We start from the raw sequence: 19,621 nt of genomic DNA on the forward strand, positions 1-19,621 counted from the left end.
CCGGACGTCATGGCCGCTGGTCGTCCCGGTGACCGCACGCCATGACGCTGTCGGCGTACGTCATGGGCGACGGCGGCCGGAGCGACCCCGCGCCATGACGTAGGCCGCCGCGGGCCATGACGTACGCCGCCCGCGCACGGCCGCCGATCACACGAGCGCGACGATCAGGACTGGCCGAGCCGCTTGAGCGCCTGGCGGACGAGGCCGGGGTCGGTCGTCGACCACATCGGCGGGAGCGACGCCTTGAGGAACCGGCCGTAGCGCGCGGTCTCGAGGCGGGGGTCGAGGACGGCGACGATGCCGCGGTCGGTCGTGGTGCGGATCAGCCGCCCAGCGCCTTGGGCAAGCAGGAGCGCGGCGTGGGTGGCGGCGACCTGCATGAAGCCGTTGCCGCCGGCCTGGTCCGCGGCCTTCTGCCGCGCCGACATCAGCGGGTCGTCGGGACGCGGGAACGGGATCCGGTCGATGATCACGAGCTGGCAGGTGTCGCCGGGGACGTCGAGGCCCTGCCACAGCGACAGGGTGCCGAACAGGCAGGTGTGCGGGTCCTCGACGAACTGGTTGGCGAGCTCCGGCAGCTGGGCGTCGCCCTGCGCGAGCGTGGTGAGGTGGGGCAGCCGGGCACGCACCGCCTCGGCCGCGGTCTCGGCGGCGCGGCGCGAGGAGAAGAGGCCGAGGGTGCGGCCGTCGGCGGCGTCGACGAGGTCGCAGATCTCGTCGAGCTGCGCGGGACCGAGGCCGTCGCGGCCGGGCTGCGGCAGGTGGCGGGCGACGTAGAGGATGGACTGCTGGCCGTAGTCGAAGGGCGAGCCGACGTCGATGCCCTTCCACGGCAGCGCCGTCTCGTCGTCGGTGGTGGCGATCTGCGAGCCGACGCGCTCGGTGGGCTTGAGGCCGAGCGAGGTGGCGACCGCGCCGAACTCGCCGCCGAGCATGAGCGTCGCGCTGGTGAAGACGACGGTCTTGTCGGTGAGGAGCTTGTCGCGCATCGGGCCCCACACCTGCAGCGGTGCGACGTGGAGGCGGGCCGGGAACCGGTCGCGGGCCTCGCCGAGCCAGAGCACGTCGGCCTGGGAGCCGGCGGCCATCCGCTCGGCGTTGACGAAGACCTCCTGCACCATGCCCTTGGCCTGGGTCCGGCCGGCATCGCCCTCGCCCTCCCCGCCGGACTCGCGCGGGAAGGCCGACAGCACGCCGCGCGCGGCGTCGCGCACCAGCACGAGGGCGTCGGCGAGCTGGGTGGAGACGTGGTCGATGCGGCCGGGCGGGGTGGCCTCGAACGCCTCAGCGAGCTGGGCGGCGGCGTCCTCGAGGTCGCCGGCCGGGTCGCCGGCGGCGGACTCGGTCCAGCGGCTCGCGCGGCGGGCGGCCCGCTCGATGTCGGAGACGCTGAGCTCGTCGGTGGCGGCCTGGGTGACGCGCGCGGTGAGCTCGTGGGCCTCGTCGATGACGACCGTGTCGTAGTCGGGGATCATCGGCACGTCCTCGATCGCGTCGATCGCGAGGAGGGAGTGGTTGGTGACGATCAGGTGGCTGCGCTGCGCCTTCTCACGGGCGAGCTCGGCGAAGCACTCCTGGCCGAAGGGGCACTTCGCGGCGCCGAGGCACTCGCGGTGGTTGACCGAGACCTGGCGCCACTCGCGGTCGGTGTGGCGGGGCGCGTTGTCGCGCTCGCCGGTGCCGCCGTCCTCGGTCTCCTCCTCCGCCCAGGCGCGCAGCTCGAGGACCTTCTCGGCCATCGAGCCGACGGGCATGTCGACGAGGGCGCCCTGGTCGTCGGGCACCCCGGCGCGGATCCGGTGGAGGCAGGCGTAGTTGGAGCGGCCCTTGAGCACGGCGTACGACGTGTCGACCCCCGGCACGTCCTTGACCGCCTCGACCAGGCGCGGGAGGTCGCGCTCGACGAGCTGGTGCTGGAGGGCGAGGGTCGCGGTGGCGACCACGACGCGCTTGTCGTGGAGCATCGCCGGCACGAGGTAGCCGAGTGACTTGCCGGTGCCGGTGCCGGCCTGGACGAGCAGGTGCCGACCGTCGCGCATGGCGTCGGCGACCTCGCTCGCCATCTCGACCTGGCCGTCGCGCTGCTGTCCGCCGAGGGCCGTGACCGCGGCCGACAGGACCGCCGTGACGGGCGTGCCGGCGGGCGCGGTGGGAGTGGCGGTCTCGGGCACCAGAGAACCCTACGCGGCGGCGCCGACAGGGCGGCGTACGTCATCCACAACGCGCCGCCGGGTGGGCGTCAGTAGTCCTTCTTGCGGCCGATCTGCCGCTGGATGCGGCTCTCGGGCTGGCCGAGGACCTTGGCCATGATCTTGACCCGGTAGCGGTAGGCGATCACGCCCAGGACGATGATGACCAGGAGCCAGAACATGGGACGAGCCTACGCCGCCCCGGCAAGGTCGGACCTCCCCAGCGAGTCTCGAACTTCTGGGGGCGTGCACGCCTGCAGAAGTTCGGGTTTCCCCGCATATGCGGGGAAACCGAAGGGGGCACACGCAGGACGAGCGCGTCAGACGACGGCGCCCGAGTCCTCCGGCGTCCGCTCGACCTTCTCCTTCTTCACCCGGCTGAGCGGCCACTTCTCCTGCATGTAGGTGAGGAGCGGGGTGGCCATGAAGATCGAGGAGTACGTACCGACGATGAGCCCGACGAGCAGCGCGATGGCGAAGTCCTGCAGCGAGTCGCCGCCGAGGACGGCGAGCGCGGCGAGGATGAACATCGAGCCGAGACCGGTGTTGACCGTGCGGGGGATGGTCTCGACGGCCGCCTTGTTGGCGAGCGTGCGGAAGTCGTCCTCCGGCTTGGAGCCGTACCAGCGTTCGCGGACGCGGTCGAAGACGACGACGGTGTCGTTGACCGACAGACCGACGATGGTCATCGCCGCCGCCAGGAAGATGCCGTCGATCGGCTTGTGCAGCCAGGCGAAGAGGCCGACCACCAGCACGACGTCGTGCGCCATGGCGACCACGGCGGAGACGCCGAAGGTCCACTTGAAGCGGATGGCGAGGTAGAGCAGCTGGGCCAGGAACGCCACCCCGAACGCGATGAGGGCGTTGTTGCGCAGCTCCTCACCGAGCGAGGCGCCGATCTGCTGGTCGTCGACCTTGGTGACCTCGCCGCCGACCGCTGCCAGCTCGTCCTCGATCCGCTGCTCCTCCTCGTTGGAGATCTCCCCGGTGCGGACGGTGAAGTCGGCGGTGTCGGCGGTCTGCACGACGGCCTCGGGGAAGCCGGCGTCGGCCACGGCCGTGCGGGCCTGCTCGATGGTGACCGACTCGCTGACGGAGTAGTCGAGCTGGCGCCCGCCGGTGAACTCCACGCCGAGGTTGAGGCCCTGGGTCGCGATGCCGGTCACCGCGATGACCAGCGCGACCGCCGACACGCCGAGCCAGGTCCGGCGGCTGCTCATGATGTCGGGGTCCTTGCGGTCCAGCCAGGTGCGCACCTTGCCGATGTCGCCGAGGCCGCTGATGGCCGGCTTGCGGTTGACCGGCTTGTTGGCCACGGCCAGGTCGCAGAGGACCCGGGCGATGATCAGCGCGGAGACCATGGACGCGACGACACCGATGGACAGCGTGACACCGAAGCCCTTGATCGGGCCGGAGCCGAGGAAGAACAGGAGGCCGGCCGCGAGGAGCGTCGTGACGTTGGAGTCGATGATCGCGGTCCACGCCTTGTTGAAGCCGACCGCCAGTGCCCGACGCAGGCCCGCGGAGGGGTACGCGGCGTACTCCTCCCGGGCTCGCTCGAAGACGAGGACGTTGGCGTCGATCGCCATGCCGATGGCGAGCACGAATCCGGCGAGGCCGGGCAGCGTCAGCGTGGACCCGAGCCCGACGAGCATGGCGTAGGCGAGCAGGGCGTACGACCCCAGCGCGATGGTCGCCATCAGGCCGACGAGGCGGTAGACGACCACGATGAAGAGGCCGGTGAGCAGCAGGCCGATGATGCCGGCCTCGATCGAGGCGTCGATCGCCTCCTCACCGAGCGAGGGGCCGACGAGTCGGTCGGAGATGGCGGTCAGCTCGAGCGGCAGCGCGCCGCCCTGGATGAGGGCGGCGAGGTCCTTGGCCTCGGTGGGCGTGTAGCTGCCGGTGATGTCGGTGGAGCCGCCACGGATGCCGACGTCGCAGCCGACGCCGGTGTTGACCTCGGGCGAGGAGATGATCTCGCCATCGAGCACGATCGCGATGCGGCGCTTGGGGTCGCCGGACGGGTTGCAGGCGGCCGTCCCGGTGATGTCGGCCCAGGTGTCGCCACCCTTGCCGTCGAAGTCGATCGCGACGACCCAGTCGACGCTCTGCTCGCGCTGCACCGCGCTCGCGCCGGTGATCTCCTCGCCCTGGATGACCGTGGGACCGACCTCGAGGGTGTCGCCCTGGTCGGAGGGGAGAACGAGGTTCTTGTTCTTGCTCGGCTCGGCGTCGGGCTCGGCGGTGGCGATGACCTCGTGGATCGTCAGCTTGGCGGTGGTGCCGATCCGGTCCTCGGCCTCCTGCGCCTCCTCGTCGTTCGTGACGCCGGGGAGCTCGACGAGGATGCGGTTCTCGCCCTGGCGCACGAGCGTCGACTCGGCGACACCGAGGGCGTCGACGCGGCCGCGGAGCACCTGCAGGGTCTTGTCGACGTTCTCTGCGGTGGCGGGGGTCTGCTCGGTGCCCTCTGCCTCGAAGACGAACTGCGCGCCGCCCCGGAGGTCGAGGCCGAGGTTGGGCTTGACGTTGATCGCAAGCAGCGCGCACCCGGCCAGGAGGCCGAGCACGAGGATGAAACGGACCCAGACACCACGTGACATGCGCGTCATCCTCCACCACGAGCGTTGATCACCCGAATCCGGGCACGAGTACGTCAACGGGTGGCCGCGCCCGAAGGTTCCGCCCCGTTCCTTGAGCAATCCCTCTCCCGGGACTCTCGACACCGGGCGGCGGCGGGTGTTGTGTGGGCGGCACTGCGACCGACCCCCGGCCGCGCTCTCGGGAGGGCACATGTACAGACGCACGAGACTGAGCAGCACCCGGCTGGTGGCGGTGGGCGGCCTGGTGGCCGCCAGCCTGGCCGCCGGCGCCGGAGTGGCAGCCGGCACGGCAGCACCGGACGACGGCCGGCGCGAGATCGTCCGCACCGCCTCCGACGACACCACCCAGATCGTGATGGTGCGCGCACCCGAGGTCGAGGACCGCAACGAGGTCATCGAGCTCGGCCTCGACGTCACCGAGCACGCCACCGAGCGCGGCATCGAGGTCGTCCTCCACGACGACAAGGACGCCCAGGCGCTGCGGGACGCCGGCTTCACGTGGACCGTCACCGTCGACGACCTCGAGGCCCTCACCGAGACCAACCGCAAGGCCGACAGGGCGTACGACGCCCGCGTGACGCGGTCGGCCCTGCCGAGCGGGCGCACGGCCTACCGCACCTACGACGACTACCTCCGCGACATGAACCGCCTCGCGCGGCTCTACCCCACCCTCACCAAGCCGCTCACCCTCGCGAACCCGACGGTCCTCGGCGAGCGGATCCGCGGGCTCGAGATCAGCGTCGGCGCCACCGACGTGCGCGACGGCAAGCCGGTCTTCCTCCTCATGGGCGCCCACCACGCCCGCGAGTGGCCGAGCGCCGAGCACACGATGGAGTTCGGCTTCGACCTGCTGCAGTCCTACTACTCGAGCGACCGCGCGGTCCGCGACCGCGCCCGGCGGGTGCTGTCCGAGTCACGGGTCATCGTCGTGCCCGTGGTCAACGTCGACGGGTTCAAGATCTCCCGCGGCGCGGAGCCGCTCGGCGACCTCAGCCAGTTCGACTACGAGATGAAGCGCAAGAACTGCTCGATCTCCGCGGCCACGCCCGCGCAGTACCTCGGCGGCACCTGCGACGACAACCCCGCCGGCCGCCTGCGCGGGACCGACCTCAACCGCAACTACCCCGGCTTCTGGGGCGGCGGCGGCGCCAGCCCGGTCTGGTCCAGCGACACGTTCCGCGGCGACGCGCCCGGCAGCGAGCCGGAGACCGACTCGGTGCGACAGCTCATCTCCGAGCGCGCGGTGACGGTCATGATCTCCAACCACACCTACAGCAACCTCGTGCTGCGACCCCCGGCCATCGCCGCCACCGGCCTGGCCCCCGACGAGCCGGAGCTCAAGGCGCTCGGCGACGCGATGGCCGCGCAGAACGCCTACACCAGCCAGGCGTCGTACCAGCTCTACGACACCTCCGGCTCGACCGAGGACTGGAGCTACTGGATCACGGGCGGGCTCGGCTACACCTTCGAGATCGGCGACGAGGGCTTCCACCCGGCCTACGAGGAGGCCGTCGTCGGGGAGTACCTCGGCGAGGCGCCGGCCGACAGTGCCGGGCTCGGCGGCAACCAGGAGGCCTACTGGGTGGCGGCCGAGGCGGCGGCCGACGACGCCCTCCACTCCCGGATCAGCGGCAAGGCGCCGGCCGGACGCACGATCACGGTCTCCAAGAGCGTGGTCTCGCCGACGTCGCCGGTCATCCAGGTCGACGGCACCCTGGGTGAGCCGATCCTCTACGCGGACACGCTCGTCAACGAGTACGCCACCGACCGCGGCGGCCGGTTCGTGATCGACGTGAACCCCTCGACGCGCCCGCTGGTGGCGGGGCGCTACGGGCGCCTCCCGCAGGCACCGCCGCAGGCTCCGCTCACGCTGGTCAACCCGCCGGGCGTGCCCGCGGTCGGAAGCAGCGAGTCGACGACCTTCGAGGTGCAGGGGCTGCCGCAGGCCGACAACGGCTTCGCCGTGGTGTCGATCTCGTGGCCGTCGACCGACCCCGAGGACTTCGACTGGGACTTCACCCTGCTCGGCCCCGACGGTACGCCGGTCGGCTCGGGCGCGACGCTCGCCAACCCCGAGGTGATCCGGATCCCCGACCCGCAGCCGGGGACCTACACCATCGTGGCCGACAACTACGCCGGCGGCTCGGCGGCCAACGACTGGTCCGGGCAGGTGACCTTCGAGAGCCCGACCCCGCCGATCGAGACCGGCGTCAAGGAGTCGTGGATCGTCTCCTGCGCCGACCGTCGCGGTCGGGTCTTCGGCACCCGCGAGGTGGTCGTGGACCGCGGCGAGCTCGCCGGGGTCGGCGACATCTGCCGGCCGGGGAGCGCCAAGCGCTGAGGTGGGTGGCGTGCGCCCGCTGCGTCAGCGGGCGTACGCCTCCAGCTCGCCGGCGAGGTCCGCGTTGGCCCGGCCCACCACGTGGGTGCCGTCGCCGGTGTGCTCCAGCGAGCCGATCTCGGCCTCCTGGTGGATCCGGTTGACCAGGTCGCCGCGGTCGTAGGGCAGCAGCACGTCGAACTCGACCTGCGGGCGCGGCAGCTCGGACTCGATCGTGCGGAGCGCCTCGTCGATGCCGTCGCCGGTCTTGGCGCTGACCACGACGCTGTGCGGCTCGCGGGCCCGCAGCCGGCTGATGACCAGCGGGTCGGCGGCATCGACCTTGTTGATCACGATGATCTCGGGGACCTTGTTGGCGCCGATCTCGGCGAGCACCTGGCGCACCGCCGCGATCTGGCCCTCGGGGTCGGGGTGCGAGCCGTCGACGACGTGGAGCAGCAGGTCCGAGTCGGCGACCTCCTCCAGTGTCGAGCGGAACGCCTCGACGAGCCCGTGCGGGAGGTGGCGGACGAAGCCGACGGTGTCGGACATCGTGTAGATGCGGCCGTCGCTGGTCGTCGTACGACGCGTGGTCGGGTCGAGCGTCGCGAAGAGCGCGTCCTCCACCAGCACGCCGGCGTCGGTCAGCCGGTTGAGCAGCGAGGACTTGCCGGCGTTGGTGTAGCCGGCGATCGCCACGCTGGGGATGTGGTTGCGGCGGCGCGACTGGCGCTTGACCTCGCGGGTGCCGCGCATCTCCTTGAGCTCGCGACGGAGCTTGGAGATCTTGGTGTTGATCCGGCGGCGGTCGGTCTCGATCTTGGTCTCACCGGGACCGCGGCCACCGATGCCCTCACCGCCCGCGGCGCGACCACCGGCCTGGCGCGACAGGTTGCCGCCCCAGCCGCGGAGGCGCTGCTTCATGTACTGCAGCTGGGCCAGCTCGACCTGCGCCTGGCCCTCCTTGCTCTTCGCGTGCTGGGCGAAGATGTCGAGGATCAGCGCGGTCCGGTCGACGACCTTGACCTTGATCCGGTCCTCGAGGTTGCGCAGCTGGCTGGGCGCGAGCTCGCCGTCGCAGATGACCGTGTCAGCGCCGGTCGCCTGGACGATCTCGCGGATCGCCTCGACCTTGCCGCGACCGATGAAGGTCGCCGGGTCGGGCGACTGACGGCGCTGGAAGACGGCCTCGAGCACCTCGGAGCCGGCGGTCTCGGCCAGCAGCGCGAGCTCGGCCATCGAGTTCTCCGCGTCCGTGACGCTGCCGCCGGTCCACACGCCGACGAGCACGACCTTCTCCAGGCGGAGCTGGCGGTACTCGACCTCGGTGATGTCCTCGAGCTCGGTGCGCAGGCTGGCGACCCGGCGCAGGGCGTGGCGCTCGGCGAGCTCCTGCGCGCCGATCGTCAGCTCCTCGGGGTCGCCCTCGTCGTCGTACGTCGTGTCGTCGGCGTAGCCGGACTCGAAGTCGTCGTCCTCGAGCAGCTGGTCGTCGAGCTCGATGGTCTCGTCGTCCCAGGCGCGGGTGGCGTCGAGCGCGTCGCGCAGGTTGAAGTCAGGTGCGTTCGTCATATGCCTCCAAGGGTAGGTCGCGCCGCGCCCCTGTGCGAATGACATAGGCGCGGCCCGGGTCGGCGACCGCCCGTCTCAGGCCCGGTGCCGGCCCTCGGCGGTCCGCCGGACGCCGTCGACCACGGCGAGGTCGATGAACTCGTGGCACGCGGCGCGCACGTCGTGCGGGGTGTCCGCGGCCCCGACCGCCACGACGCGGACGCCCGCGGCGTGCAGCCGGTGGACCAGCGGCAGCGCCGACGTGAGGTCGCCGGCGATGACCACCTCGTCGACGGCGGCGTCGCGCGCGATGTCGACCGCGTCGATCGTCATCGCCACCAGCGCCTGCTCGTCCTGGGAGAAGTGGTGGAACGAGTGCAGTCCCTCGCGCCGCAGCCGACCGACCCAGTCGCCGAGGTCGGCCCGGCCCCAGTCGGCGTAGGCACGGCACACGTTGACCGAGCCCCGCTCCCCCAGCCGGGCCAGCAGCCCGGTCGCGACGTCGGCCGACACCCGGCGCGCGTCGATGAGCAGTGCGACGCGCGAGGCCTGCTCGGGCTCGTCACCGGTCGGGCGCTGCGCGAGCGGCGCGGGTGCGGGCGCAGCCTCCTCGGCCGGGCGGCGTACCCGCTCCTGCTTGCTGCCCGCCGCCATCCAGCGGCGCACGAGCGAGGTGAGCTCGCCCTCCGGGCCGGGCGCGGTCGCGTGGTCCTCCACCGCTCGGCGCGGCTCCACCATGCTGGTCATCGTTGCCCCCCACAGGCTGGATGAGTGCTGTCCTTCCAGCCACCCTCCACCCGCGCCACGGCGCGCGTCGGCCGATTGACCGAAATGAGGACGTTCGGCCTAGACCACGGGGCTCGTGGGGCTCAGGTGATCAGTCGGACATCACTTGGGTGGCATCCGGATGCCGCCGTCGACGCGGATGGTCTCGCCGTTCATGTAGGAGTTGGTCAGGCACTCCACGACCATGCTGGCCAGCTCCTCGGCGCGGCCGAGGCGCTTGGGGAACAGCACGTTCTGGCCGAGGTTGGCCTTGAAGGCGTCGGGGTCGGGGAACGCGTCGTAGATCGGGGTGTCGATGAGACCGGGCGCGATGGTGTTGAGGCGGATGCCGGCGGCGGAGAGGTCGCGCGCGACCGGGAGGGTCATCCCGACGACGCCGCCCTTGGACGCGGAGTAGGACGCCTGGCCGATCTGGCCGTCGAACGCGGCGACGGAGGCGAGGTTAACGATCGCACCGCGCTGGCCGTCGGCGTCGGGCTCGTTGCGGCTCATCACCGTCGCCGCCTGGCGGGTCATGTCGAAGGTGCCGATGAGGTTGATCTCGACGACCTTGCGGAACGCGTCGAGGTCGTGGGCCGACTCCAGCATCCCGTCGCGACCGATGGTGCGCTGGGCCCACCCGATGCCGGCGGAGTTCACGCAGGCGCGCAGCGGCGCGATCTCGCCGGCGGCCTCCACGGCGGCGGCGACCTGGTCGGTCCTGGTGACGTCGACGGCCGCGAAGACACCGCTGATCTCGTCGGCGAGGGCCTCGCCCTTCTCGGCGTTCAGGTCGGCGACGACGACGGTCGCACCCCTCGCGGCGAGGGCGCGGGCGACCGCGGCACCGATGCCGCTGGCGCCGCCGGTGACGATGGCGGAGGATCCGGTGATGTCCATGTCGCCGGATGCTATGCCAGCCGGGTCCGGGCTCCCGCGGCGGCCACGACGGTGCACGGGCGTGCCCTGCCTCGGTCGACGCAGCTCGCCTCAGAGGTCCGTGGTGCCCTCGGCCACCAGCACCGCGGGGCCGGTGAGCAGCACGCGGTCGTCCTCGGTCCACTCCACGTGCAGCGTGCCGCCGGGCACGTCGACGCGGTACGACGTACCGCGGGGTGCGCCGTCCGCGAGCGAGGCGGCGACCGCCACCGCGCAGGCGCCGGTCCCGCACGACCGGGTCTCGCCGGACCCGCGCTCGTGGACGCGCATGGCGACGTGGTGCTCGCCGCGGCGCACGACGAACTCGACGTTGACGCCGTCGGGGTAGACCGAGGAGTCGTGGCCGGGCGGCTCGAGGAGGTGCCCGGCGTCGGCGAGGTCGTCGACGAAGGCCACCGCGTGGGGGTTGCCCATCGAGACGTGCTGCGCCGGCCACGCGCGGTCGCCCACCGACACCTTCGTGTCGCCCCGCACCTCGGGGGCACCCATGTCGGCGGTCAGGTCGCGCCCGTCGCCGTGGGCGCTGCAGTCGAGCACCTTGACGCCGTCGCGGGTCTGGATCCTCATCGGGAAGGCCTCGCCCTGGTGGTCGTGGAGGTAGCGGGCGAAGACCCGGATGCCGTTGCCGCACATCTCGCTGACCGAGCCGTCGGCGTTGCGGTAGTCCATGAACCAGCCCGCCTCGCGACGCACCGCGCGCAGCACGCCGTCGCCGCCCAGCCCGGCCCGGCGGTCGCACAGCGCGCGGACCCGCTCGGCCGGCATCTCCCCGTCGACGTAGCCGTGCAGGGAGCCGTCGGGGTCGGGCAGGACCACGAAGTCGTTCTCGGTGCCGTGGCCCTTGAGGAAGGGATAGCTCACCCGTCCAGTGTGGCAGCCCGGCCGCAGACGCAGCGAACGGCCGCGGGGCGCTGGACCGGAGTCCGCCCCGCGACCGTCCGGCGGCGCGTCAGCGGGGGTCGACCACCTTGGCCGAGCCCTTGCCGCGGCGGCTCGGCTCGGCGACCGCGGTCATCTGCTTCTTCGGCCCGAGCTCGATCGCCGTCGCGGCGCCGATCTCGGCCGCGCTGGTGAAGGCGTCACCCGCCGGCACCAGGGTGTGGCCGAGGGCCGTGAGCGCCGTGCCGTAGGCGCTGATGAACGCGGGCTCGGCGGTGACGCTGGCGGTGTTGCGCTGGGTGGCGCGCGGGGCCGCGATCGCCTCCTCGATGCTCATCCCGAGGTCGATGCGGTTGACGAGCATCTGCAGGACCGTGGTGATGATCGTCGAGCCGCCGGGCGAGCCGAGGGCCAGGAACGGCTTGCCGTCCTTGAGCACGATCGTCGGCGACATGGAGCTGCGCGGGCGCTTGCCGGGCTGGATCCGGTTGGGGTCGGCGGCGTCGTAGACGGTCGAGAAGTCGGTGAGCTCGTTGTTGAGCAGGAAGCCGTGGCCCGGCACGACCATGCCGGAGCCGCCGGTCTGCTCGATGGTGAGGGTGTACTCGACGACGTTGCCGAACTGGTCGGCGACGGTGAGGTTGGTGGTCGAGATGTTCTCGGTGTCGGCGTCCTCGGTGCCCTTGGCGGTGGCGGGCGTGCACACGCCGTCGTAGGACGTCACGTCGCCGGCTGCGACCGGCTTGGTCGCTGCCTTGGTCGGGTCGAGGCGGCACGCGCGCTCGGCGGCGAACCGGTCGTCGAGCAGCCGCTTGACCGGGACGTCGACGAAGGCCGGGTCACCGACGTACTTGCCGCGGTCGGCGAACGCCAGGGCGCTGGCCTCGAGGTAGTGGTGCAGCGCCTGCTCGGGCGTCATCGCCGACAGGTCGTAGCGCTCGAGGATGTTGAGCGCCTCGCCGACGGTGGTGCCGCCGGACGACGACGGCGCCATGCCGTAGACGTCGTGGCCGCGGTAGGTCGTGCGGGTGGCCTTCTGCGAGCGGACCTTGTAGTCGCGCAGGTCGCGGGCGGTGAGCCAGCCGGGCGGCACGGGCAGGTCGGTGTTCTTCGTCGTCCGCGGCTTGCGGACCACCTCCGACATCAGCCGGGCCAGCGCGCCGCGGTAGAAGGCCCGGGTGCCGCGCTGGGCGATGAGGTTGTAGGTCTCGGCGAGGTCGGGGTTGCGGAAGACCGAGCCGACCTTCGGGGCGTCACCCTGGGGCAGGAACAGCTTGCGGCTGTCCTTGAAGGCGGCGAAGCGGACCTCGTTGTCGAGGGTCTGCTGGCGGAACGTCTCGTCGACCTTGAAGCCGCGGCGCGCGACCTTGGTGGCCGGGGCGAGCGCGTCGGCCAGCGACAGGGTGCCCCAGTTGGCCAGCGCCTTGTCCCAGGTCGCCAGCGTGCCGGGGGTGCCGACGCTGGCGCCGCTGGTGACGAGGTCGGGGGTGAACGTGTAGGGCTTGCCGGTCGCGGGGTCGATGAAGGCGTCCTGCGGTATCTTCATCGGCGCGGTCTCGCGGCCGTCGAGCGTGCGGACCTTGCCCGACTTGGCGTTGTAGTAGACGAAGTAGCCGCCACCGCCGATGCCGGCGCTGTAGGGCTCGGTGACGCCGAGGGTCGCGGCCGCGGCGACGGCCGCGTCGACCGCGTTGCCCCCGGCCTTGAGCACCTTGAGGCCGGCCGCGCTGGCCTCGGGGTCGACGGTGCTGATCGCGCCGCCCTTGCCCACGGCCGTGGGGTCCTTGACGGTCGGGCGCTCGAGGGCGCTGCCGGGCTGGGTGGCGGCGGGCGCGGCGGTGGACACGGCCGTCGAGGCGCTGGGCGCGACGAGGAGGCCGGCCGCCAGCGCGAGGCCGCTGGTGGTGGACAGGACGGCGGTGAGCCGACGGGCGTGGCTGTGCATGGGGACCTCCCGAGTGACGAGTCCTCCCACCCTTGCGCCGCGAGGGGCGGTTGTCCACGACCGCCGGGGTGGGTCGGCCGACGCCCTCGTCACCACGCGCCGGCGATCAGCGCACGACGGCGTAGCGACCGCACATGAAGTCACGGTTGCGGGCGATCTCCTCCAGCCGCAGCTCGACGTGGCGCGGCAGCACCGGCGCGCCGCTGCCGAGGGTGACGGGGGCGTACTGGAGCCAGACCTCGTCGAGCAGCCCGGCGTCGTGGAGCTGCCCGACCAGATCGCCGCCGCCGACGACCCAGATGTCCTTGCCCTGCGCGGCCTCGGTCATCTCGGCGTGCACCCGGCGCACGTCGTCGCGGTCGAACCGCACGCTGTCGGGCGCCGCCGGGAAGGTGCGGTGCGTCATCACCCATGTGGGCAGCGGCCCCCACGGCTCCTCGTCGTGGTCGAGGATCCACTGCCAGGTCGTGGCCCCCATGACGCACGCACCCAGCTGCTCGCGGAAGCGGGGATAGGCCATGGGGCCGTCCATGTCGATGTCGCGCGACGTCAGCCAGTCGAGCGAGTGGTCGTCGGTCGCGATGAAGCCGTCGAGCGTGCAGCCGGTGTAGTAGATCGTCGCCATCCCACCACCATGGCACCGCTCACCGACAGCGCGCTCGACCTGCGTCGGCGACCGACGCAGGGCTACTGGACGAGCGCCTGGAGCGCCGGCTCGGCAGCCTCCAGCGGCAGGTGCCCGAGCATGATGAGCTGCGCCATCCCGTGCACCGTGGACCAGAGCGCGGCCGACAGCGCCAACGGGTCGCGGCCCTCGTAGCCCGGCTCCCGCACCAGCTCGCCGACCAGGCCGCCGAGCAGCTCCTCGTTGCGCCGGATGAGCGGCGCCATCTCGGCGCTCGGCTCGTCCGCGGCGCAGTAGTCCGGGTCGAAGACGAGCGAGAAGGCCTGCGGGTGCGAGGCGGCGTAGCGCACGTAGGCCAGTCCGAGCGCCCGCACCCTGGCGACGGTGCCGTCGACCCCGGCGACCGCCTCCTCCTGGGCCGCGAGCAGCGCCGCCATCCCGCGGACGCCGAGCGCCCCGAGCAGCGCGGCCCGGTCGCCGAAGTGGTGGTAGGGCGCGTTGTGGCTCACGCCGGCGCGGCGCGCCACCTCGCGGAGGCTGATCTTCGCCGCCGACGTGGTCTCGAGCAGGTCGAGCGCAGCGTCCTCGAGCGCGGCCTGGAGATTGCCGTGGTGGTAGCCGCCCGCAGATCTTGACATGAGCAACATCCTACTCCAATGTGGACGTTGTCCACATTCTTGACATCGTCCAAATCGATCGGAGCACTCCCATGGCCACCGTCCTCGTCATCGACGCCCACCCCGACCCGTCCTCGCTCACCGCCCAGCTCGCGGCGTCGTACGCCGCCGGGGCCGGCGACACCGCCGTCACGCTGGTGCTGCGCGACCTCGACTTCGACCTCACCCTGCGCACCGGCTACCGCACCCCGCAGGACCTCGAGCCCGACCTCGCGCGCGCCCAGGAGCTCCTCGAGTGGGCCGACCACGTCGCCGTCTTCACGCCGGTGTGGTGGGGCTCGGTGCCCGCGCTGCTCAAGGGGTTCTTCGACCGCACGCTCGAGCGCGGGTGGGCCTTCCGCTACAGGGAGAACGGCATGCCCGAGGGCCTCCTCGCCGGGCGCACCGGTCGGCTCGCGGTCACCTCGGACTCGCCGCGGTGGTACCTCCCGCTCGTCGGCGACACCACCGTCAAGCAGGTCCGCGGCCGGACGATGGAGTTCTGCGGGATCAAGCCGACGAGGCTCACCCGCTACGCCGACGTGCGCAACCGCACCGAGGACCAGCTCGCGACGTGGATCCGCGACGCCGCCGACCTGGGCGCGCTCGACGCGGCCCGTCCCGCCCGACCCGCCGCCGCACGCCCGGAGCTCGCCGCCGCCGGGTGAGCCCCGTTCAGCCGAGCGCCTCGACCGCCTCGACCGCCCCGATCGCCTTCTCCACCCGGTCGGGGTCGTCGTGCGAGACCCACACGATGCGCGGGTCCTTGCGGAACCACGAGTCCTGGCGCCGGGCGAAGCGCCGGGTCGCGGCCTTCGTCTGCTCCACTGCCTCGGCCAGCGTCCGGTCGCCGGCGAGGAACCCCACGACCTCGCGGTAGCCGATCGCCCGCGGGGCGGTGCGGCCCTCGGCCAGCCCGCGCGCCAGCAGGGCCTCGACCTCCTCCACGAAGCCCCCTGCGAACATCTCGTCCACGCGCCGCGCGATCCGCTCGTCGAGCGTGGGCCGGTCGATGTCGACACCGACCTGGACGGTCAACGGGTCGTCGTACTCCAGGCGCGGGAGGCTGGCGGTGTAGGGGCGGCCGGTCAGCGCGACCACCTCCAGCGCGCGGACGACACGGCGGCCGTTGACGGGCTCGATCTGCGCGGCTGCCTCGGGGTCCACGCCGGCCAGCCGCTCGTGCAGCGCCGCGCTCCCGACGCGCTCGAGCTCGACCTCGAGCTCGCGGCGCAACGACTCGTCGGTGCCCGGGAACTCGAACCTGTCGACGATGGCGCGGGTGTAGAGCGCCGAGCCGCCGACCAGGACCGGGGTGGCGTCGCGGCCGCGGATGTCCGTGATCGCCTCGCGCGCCCACGCCTGGAAGAGCGCGACAGTGGCGGGCTCGATCACCTCCAGCACGTCGAGGAGGTGGTGCGGGATGCCGCGGCGCTCGGCCACGGGCAGCTTGGCGGTGCCGATGTCCATGCCGCGGTAGACCTGCATGGCGTCGGTGTTGACGACCTCTCCCCCGAGCCGCTCGGCGAGGTCGAGGCTCAGACCGGTCTTGCCCGACGCCGTGGCCCCGACGAGGGCGACGACCGGACGAGGCATGGGGCCATTGTCCCAGCCCGGCTACGCTCCGAGGAGCCGGAGTGCTCGCCCGTCGGGGTGGGCCGGCGCTCCCCGAGGAGGAACCATGGGTTTCCTGGACAAGGCGAAGGCCAAGCTCACCGAGACGGTCGACCAGCACGGCGACAAGATCGCCCAGGGCATCGACAAGGCCGGCACGATGGTCAACGAGAAGACCGGCGGCAAGCACGCCGACAAGATCGACAAGGCCACCGGCAAGGCCCGAGACGCGCTCGACTCGCTCGACGGCAGGAACGACGACATCCCGCCGGCCGGGCCGACGACCACCACCCCCTGACCGGACCCTAGGTTGGGGCGGTGACCGAACGCTTCACCCTCGTCCCGGCGTCCTACGTCTACCTCCTGCGCGAGCGCGAGGGCGGCACGGAGGTGCTGCTGCAGCTGCGCCAGGGGACGCCCTACATGGACGGGCACTGGGCAGCAGCCGCAGCCGGCCACGTCGAGCGGGGCGAGACGGCGTACGACGCCGCGCGCCGCGAGGCGGTCGAGGAGCTCGGCATCACCGACGTCGACCTCGCGTTCGCCTTCACCATGCAGCGCAGCCAGCACGCGGACGCGATCGACGAGCGGGTCGACTGGTTCTTCACCGCCCGGTCGTGGAGCGGCGAGCCGCGCGTCGTCGAGCCGGAGAAGGCGGCGGAGGTGCGGTGGTGGCCGCTCGACGCGCTGCCGGAGCCGACGGTCCCGCACGAGGCGCACGCCCTGGCCCACCTCTTCTCCGGGGTCGGCTACCTCACCTTCGGGTGGGACGCGACGCCCGCGTGACGCCCGACCCGCCCCACGGGGGTGGCCGCCCGATGGCGACCGTGGGCAGTATCGAACGACAGCACACCCAGGGAGGGAATGGATGAGCAAGGACGAGCTGAGCCCGATGCCGACGCCGTACACGGAGGACCCCCAGCTGGTGCCGGGCGGCGTGGACGCGCTCAAGGACGACCCGGCCGACAACGGGCTGGGCCGCGACCTCGACCCCGACGACAACCCGGCCGTCGACGACGTGCTGCCCGAGGAGGTCGCCGAGCCGGACGACAAGCACCAGGAGCCCGACGGGGACAGCGACGAGGAGCCGGACACCACCGACAAGGCCTCGGCCGAGGACACCCCCGACGCCGGGCAGGAGGCCGAGGACGGGTCGCCGGAGCCGCCGGCCTGAGCGGGGGCTGTCGGCCGGCTGCTCGATCTCTGGAGTCCCCGGATATCCGGGGACTCCCGGCGGATCGCGGAAGATCCGAGCCATCCAGTGACTCGGATCTTCCGCGATCCTCACCTCACGCGACGGCGGCCACGGCGCAGCCCGGCCCGCACGGCCGGGCGCCCGGCCAGCCGGCGTCGCCGAGGATCCGCCCGACCTTGGCCGCCGTGGAGCAGGGGCGGTCGTAGACCTGCCCCCACGTGAGGCGCACGGTCCCCTGCCCGGCGACCGCGGCGTCGAGGTCCCGCTCGAAGTCGCGGTCGCGCTGGTCCGCGGTGTCGTGCCACAGCCGGCCGTCGAGCTCGAAGAGCCGCTCGCCGTAGCGGATGTCGCGGTAGACGATCCCCGTCGCCGTCGCCACCCGGTGCTGCCTCTGCCCCTCGGGCAGCCGGTGCGGTCGTTGGACCAGGACGAGGAAGCCGTGCTCGAGCACCGAGCAGGTGCCGGCGGCGACGTCGCGCAGCACGTCCTCGAGGAAGTAGCGCCGCGGCGCCCGGCTGCGGGTCGCCAGGGCATCGAGCATCTGCACCGCCGTCGTGTGCCGGCTCTGCACGGCTCGCGAGACCGCGGCGATCGCCCCGAACTCACCTCGCGCGGCCAGCGCGACGTCGAGCGCCGCCTCCTCGTAGCGCATCCGGGGCGGGCCGAGGTTCCACCGCACGCGGTCGTCGAGGTGGGACGTGCGGACGACGACGATGCCCGGAGGTGCCACCACCCGACGCTCCGCGGCGATGGCGACGGTGATCGGACCGAGGTCAGCGCCCGGCCGGCCCGGCCCGTCGGCCGCGCGCATGGCCGACTCCCCCGCCAGCGCCGCCCCGACGACGTGGCCGGCCCGGTCTGCCGGCCCGGAGCACGCGAGCACCGCGCCCCAGGCGCGCTCGAGCCAGGCCGGCGGCCCGGTGTGGTCGACGTACACCCCTGGGAGGAGCGTGGCGAGCTCGCGGCGCCTCACCAGCCGGCGTACGTCGTGCGGCTGCAGGCCCGCCTGCAGCGCCTGCGCGCGGGAGATGACGCCGTGCTGGCTCTGCAGGATCTCCGCGATGTGCTCCACACCGTCCACGATCGGTGGCCGGCGGCACGGCCCGCGACCCCTCCGCGGTCATCTGTGGAGGAGCAGATCGCGGAAGGTCCGGGTCAGCCGGTGGCTCGGACCCTCCGCGTTGTTGCGGGAGTCCCCGGATATCCGGGGACTCCAGAGGCAGCGGCAGCCAGAGCCAGCAGAGCCAGCGCCCTCAGAGGTGCTCCCGCGCGATCCGCTCCCCGAGGTCCGCGAGCAGGCGGGCCGGCTCAGCCAGGCACACGGACACGTCGGGCTCGATGTCGGTGAGGGCGTACGCCGCGACGATGCCCGCCGCGTCCAGCTGCTGCCCGGTGAGCAGGTTGCGGCCGCACACGGCGACGACGGGGGCGCCGGCCCGGGCGGCGGCGGACGAGACGCCGACGGGCGCCTTGCCGCGCAGGCTCTGCTCGTCGAGCGAGCCCTCGCCGGTCACTACGAGCCTGCTGCCGGCCACCCGGTCGGCGAAGCCCAGCAGGTCGAGCATCAGCGCGATGCCGGGGCGCAGCTCGGCGCCCAGGACGGCCACGAGGCCGAAGCCGACGCCGCCCGCCGCGCCCGCGCCCGGCTCGTCGCGCCGGTCGGCCCCGGTGGCGGCGGCGACCAGCTCGGCCCAGCGGGCGAGCCGTTCGTCGAGGACGACGACCTGCGCGGGGTCGGCGCCCTTCTGCGGTCCGTAGACCGCGGCAGCGCCGTCCGGGCCGGTGAGCGGGTTGTCGACGTCGCAGGCGGCCACCACCCGCGCCTCGGCCAGGGCCGGGTGCAGCCCGGTGAGGTCGAGGCGGTCCCCGTCCACGGACGCACCGAGGGCGGTCAGCATCGCGACGCCGCCGTCGGTGCTCGCGCTCCCGCCGATGCCGACCACGAGGTCGCGGCACCCGGCGTCGAGGGCGGCCGCGACCACCTGGCCGAGGCCGCGGCTGGAGGCGGTCATCGGCGCGAGCACCCCGCCGGGCAGGCGTACGAGCCCGCACGCGTCGGCCATCTCGACGACCGCGGTCGAGCCGCGGCGCGCGTACGACGTCGCCACCCGCTCGCCGGTCGGTCCGTCAACGACCACCTCGACCCGCTCGAACCCGCTCGCGACGGCCGCGTCGAGCGTGCCGTCGCCCCCGTCCGCCACGGGCAGGGAGTCGAGCACCGCGTCGGGACGCACCCGGCGTACGCCCTCGGCGAGCGCCCGCGCCACCTCGTGGGCGGGCAGGGAGCCCTTGAACTTGTCGGGCGCGAGGAGCACCCGCGGCCCGGTCACGCCCGCC

At 72.9% G+C, this 19,621-nt stretch carries 18 protein-coding genes; 5 read left to right on the forward strand and 13 right to left on the reverse strand.

Annotation, left to right across the window (positions count from 1 at the left end):
- Positions 1-164 precede the first annotated feature (164 nt).
- From SHK17_RS17520 to secD, 3 genes are all read right to left on the reverse strand, one after another.
- Positions 165-2,171: an ATP-dependent DNA helicase gene (locus SHK17_RS17520; protein WP_322920161.1), complete on the reverse strand. Its 2,007-nt coding sequence runs from the start codon at positions 2,169-2,171 to the stop codon at positions 165-167.
- Positions 2,172-2,239: 68 nt separating this feature from the next.
- Positions 2,240-2,371, reverse strand: coding sequence for a hypothetical protein (locus SHK17_RS17525; RefSeq protein ID WP_301539399.1), 132 nt, complete (start codon positions 2,369-2,371; stop codon positions 2,240-2,242).
- Between the two features lie 138 nt (positions 2,372-2,509).
- Positions 2,510-4,795 carry a protein translocase subunit SecD gene (gene secD, locus SHK17_RS17530; RefSeq protein WP_322920162.1) on the reverse strand — a complete coding sequence of 762 codons (2,286 nt, stop codon included), beginning with the start codon at positions 4,793-4,795 and terminating at the stop codon, positions 2,510-2,512.
- A 190-nt stretch (positions 4,796-4,985) separates the two neighbouring features.
- On the opposite strand from secD, the gene SHK17_RS17535 reads away from it, so the two are divergent.
- Entirely contained in the window at positions 4,986-7,136 is a 2,151-nt protein-coding gene (locus SHK17_RS17535; protein WP_322920163.1) for a M14 family zinc carboxypeptidase, read from the forward strand.
- Positions 7,137-7,160: 24 nt separating this feature from the next.
- On the opposite strand, the gene hflX is transcribed toward SHK17_RS17535, so the two are convergent.
- The 7 genes from hflX to SHK17_RS17570 form a co-directional block, all read right to left on the reverse strand.
- Complete coding sequence (gene hflX, locus SHK17_RS17540) at positions 7,161-8,687, reverse strand: GTPase HflX (RefSeq protein ID WP_322423137.1); 1,527 nt, start codon at positions 8,685-8,687, stop codon at positions 7,161-7,163.
- A gap of 75 nt (positions 8,688-8,762) precedes the next feature.
- The gene (locus SHK17_RS17545) at positions 8,763-9,413 is read right to left on the reverse strand and encodes an NYN domain-containing protein (RefSeq protein WP_322920164.1); all 651 of its coding nucleotides are present in this window, start codon (positions 9,411-9,413) and stop codon (positions 8,763-8,765) included.
- A 141-nt stretch (positions 9,414-9,554) separates the two neighbouring features.
- A complete protein-coding gene (locus SHK17_RS17550; RefSeq protein WP_172266559.1) occupies positions 9,555-10,331 on the reverse strand; it encodes an SDR family oxidoreductase in 777 nt (258 codons plus the stop codon).
- Between the two features lie 90 nt (positions 10,332-10,421).
- Positions 10,422-11,231, reverse strand: coding sequence for a diaminopimelate epimerase (gene dapF, locus SHK17_RS17555; protein WP_322920165.1), 810 nt, complete (start codon positions 11,229-11,231; stop codon positions 10,422-10,424).
- Between the two features lie 88 nt (positions 11,232-11,319).
- Positions 11,320-13,194: a gamma-glutamyltransferase gene (ggt, locus tag SHK17_RS17560; protein WP_322920166.1), complete on the reverse strand. Its 1,875-nt coding sequence runs from the start codon at positions 13,192-13,194 to the stop codon at positions 11,320-11,322.
- 106 nt (positions 13,195-13,300) lie between these two features.
- Entirely contained in the window at positions 13,301-13,819 is a 519-nt protein-coding gene (locus SHK17_RS17565) for a dihydrofolate reductase family protein (RefSeq protein ID WP_322423142.1), read from the reverse strand.
- Between the two features lie 62 nt (positions 13,820-13,881).
- On the reverse strand, positions 13,882-14,457 hold the full coding sequence (locus tag SHK17_RS17570) for a TetR/AcrR family transcriptional regulator (RefSeq protein ID WP_322423143.1): 576 nt from the start codon (positions 14,455-14,457) through the stop codon (positions 13,882-13,884).
- Between the two features lie 71 nt (positions 14,458-14,528).
- Between SHK17_RS17570 and SHK17_RS17575 the strand changes: the two genes are divergently transcribed.
- Complete coding sequence (locus SHK17_RS17575) at positions 14,529-15,143, forward strand: NAD(P)H-dependent oxidoreductase (RefSeq protein WP_322920167.1); 615 nt, start codon at positions 14,529-14,531, stop codon at positions 15,141-15,143.
- Positions 15,144-15,150: 7 nt separating this feature from the next.
- Here the strand turns inward: SHK17_RS17575 and miaA are convergent, their stop codons facing one another.
- A complete protein-coding gene (gene miaA / locus SHK17_RS17580) occupies positions 15,151-16,071 on the reverse strand; it encodes a tRNA (adenosine(37)-N6)-dimethylallyltransferase MiaA (RefSeq protein WP_322920168.1) in 921 nt (306 codons plus the stop codon).
- Positions 16,072-16,156: 85 nt separating this feature from the next.
- Between miaA and SHK17_RS17585 the strand changes: the two genes are divergently transcribed.
- From SHK17_RS17585 to SHK17_RS17595, 3 genes are all read left to right on the forward strand, one after another.
- Positions 16,157-16,387, forward strand: a complete 231-nt coding sequence (locus tag SHK17_RS17585; RefSeq protein WP_322920169.1) for an antitoxin — start codon at positions 16,157-16,159, stop codon at positions 16,385-16,387.
- A 20-nt stretch (positions 16,388-16,407) separates the two neighbouring features.
- Positions 16,408-16,875 (forward strand): NUDIX hydrolase, encoded by a 468-nt coding sequence (locus SHK17_RS17590; protein WP_322920170.1) that lies wholly within the window; start codon positions 16,408-16,410, stop codon positions 16,873-16,875.
- Between the two features lie 82 nt (positions 16,876-16,957).
- Positions 16,958-17,263, forward strand: a complete 306-nt coding sequence (locus tag SHK17_RS17595) for a hypothetical protein (RefSeq protein ID WP_322920171.1) — start codon at positions 16,958-16,960, stop codon at positions 17,261-17,263.
- A 115-nt stretch (positions 17,264-17,378) separates the two neighbouring features.
- On the opposite strand, the gene SHK17_RS17600 is transcribed toward SHK17_RS17595, so the two are convergent.
- Both SHK17_RS17600 and SHK17_RS17605 read right to left on the reverse strand, forming a co-directional pair.
- Positions 17,379-18,356, reverse strand: coding sequence for a type IV toxin-antitoxin system AbiEi family antitoxin domain-containing protein (locus SHK17_RS17600; protein WP_322920172.1), 978 nt, complete (start codon positions 18,354-18,356; stop codon positions 17,379-17,381).
- A 181-nt stretch (positions 18,357-18,537) separates the two neighbouring features.
- Positions 18,538-19,614 (reverse strand): glycerate kinase, encoded by a 1,077-nt coding sequence (locus tag SHK17_RS17605; RefSeq protein WP_322920173.1) that lies wholly within the window; start codon positions 19,612-19,614, stop codon positions 18,538-18,540.
- Positions 19,615-19,621 lie beyond the last annotated feature (7 nt).

The organism is Nocardioides renjunii (assembly GCF_034661175.1).
Taxonomy (GTDB): domain Bacteria; phylum Actinomycetota; class Actinomycetes; order Propionibacteriales; family Nocardioidaceae; genus Nocardioides; species Nocardioides renjunii.

Excerpts from the sequence above, each read along its gene's own strand:
- SHK17_RS17525 (WP_301539399.1), bottom strand. The coding sequence starts at position 2,371 with ATGTTCTGGCTCCTGGTCATCATCGTCCTGGGCGTGATCGCCTACCGC.
- secD (WP_322920162.1), bottom strand. The coding sequence starts at position 4,795 with ATGTCACGTGGTGTCTGGGTCCGTTTCATCCTCGTGCTCGGCCTCCTG.
- SHK17_RS17535 (WP_322920163.1), top strand. The coding sequence starts at position 4,986 with ATGTACAGACGCACGAGACTGAGCAGCACCCGGCTGGTGGCGGTGGGC.
- hflX (WP_322423137.1), bottom strand. The coding sequence starts at position 8,687 with ATGACGAACGCACCTGACTTCAACCTGCGCGACGCGCTCGACGCCACC.
- SHK17_RS17545 (WP_322920164.1), bottom strand. The coding sequence starts at position 9,413 with ATGACCAGCATGGTGGAGCCGCGCCGAGCGGTGGAGGACCACGCGACC.
- SHK17_RS17550 (WP_172266559.1), bottom strand. The coding sequence starts at position 10,331 with ATGGACATCACCGGATCCTCCGCCATCGTCACCGGCGGCGCCAGCGGC.
- ggt (WP_322920166.1), bottom strand. The coding sequence starts at position 13,194 with ATGCACAGCCACGCCCGTCGGCTCACCGCCGTCCTGTCCACCACCAGC.
- SHK17_RS17565 (WP_322423142.1), bottom strand. The coding sequence starts at position 13,819 with ATGGCGACGATCTACTACACCGGCTGCACGCTCGACGGCTTCATCGCG.
- SHK17_RS17570 (WP_322423143.1), bottom strand. The coding sequence starts at position 14,457 with ATGTCAAGATCTGCGGGCGGCTACCACCACGGCAATCTCCAGGCCGCG.
- SHK17_RS17575 (WP_322920167.1), top strand. The coding sequence starts at position 14,529 with ATGGCCACCGTCCTCGTCATCGACGCCCACCCCGACCCGTCCTCGCTC.
- miaA (WP_322920168.1), bottom strand. The coding sequence starts at position 16,071 with ATGCCTCGTCCGGTCGTCGCCCTCGTCGGGGCCACGGCGTCGGGCAAG.
- SHK17_RS17585 (WP_322920169.1), top strand. The coding sequence starts at position 16,157 with ATGGGTTTCCTGGACAAGGCGAAGGCCAAGCTCACCGAGACGGTCGAC.
- SHK17_RS17595 (WP_322920171.1), top strand. The coding sequence starts at position 16,958 with ATGAGCAAGGACGAGCTGAGCCCGATGCCGACGCCGTACACGGAGGAC.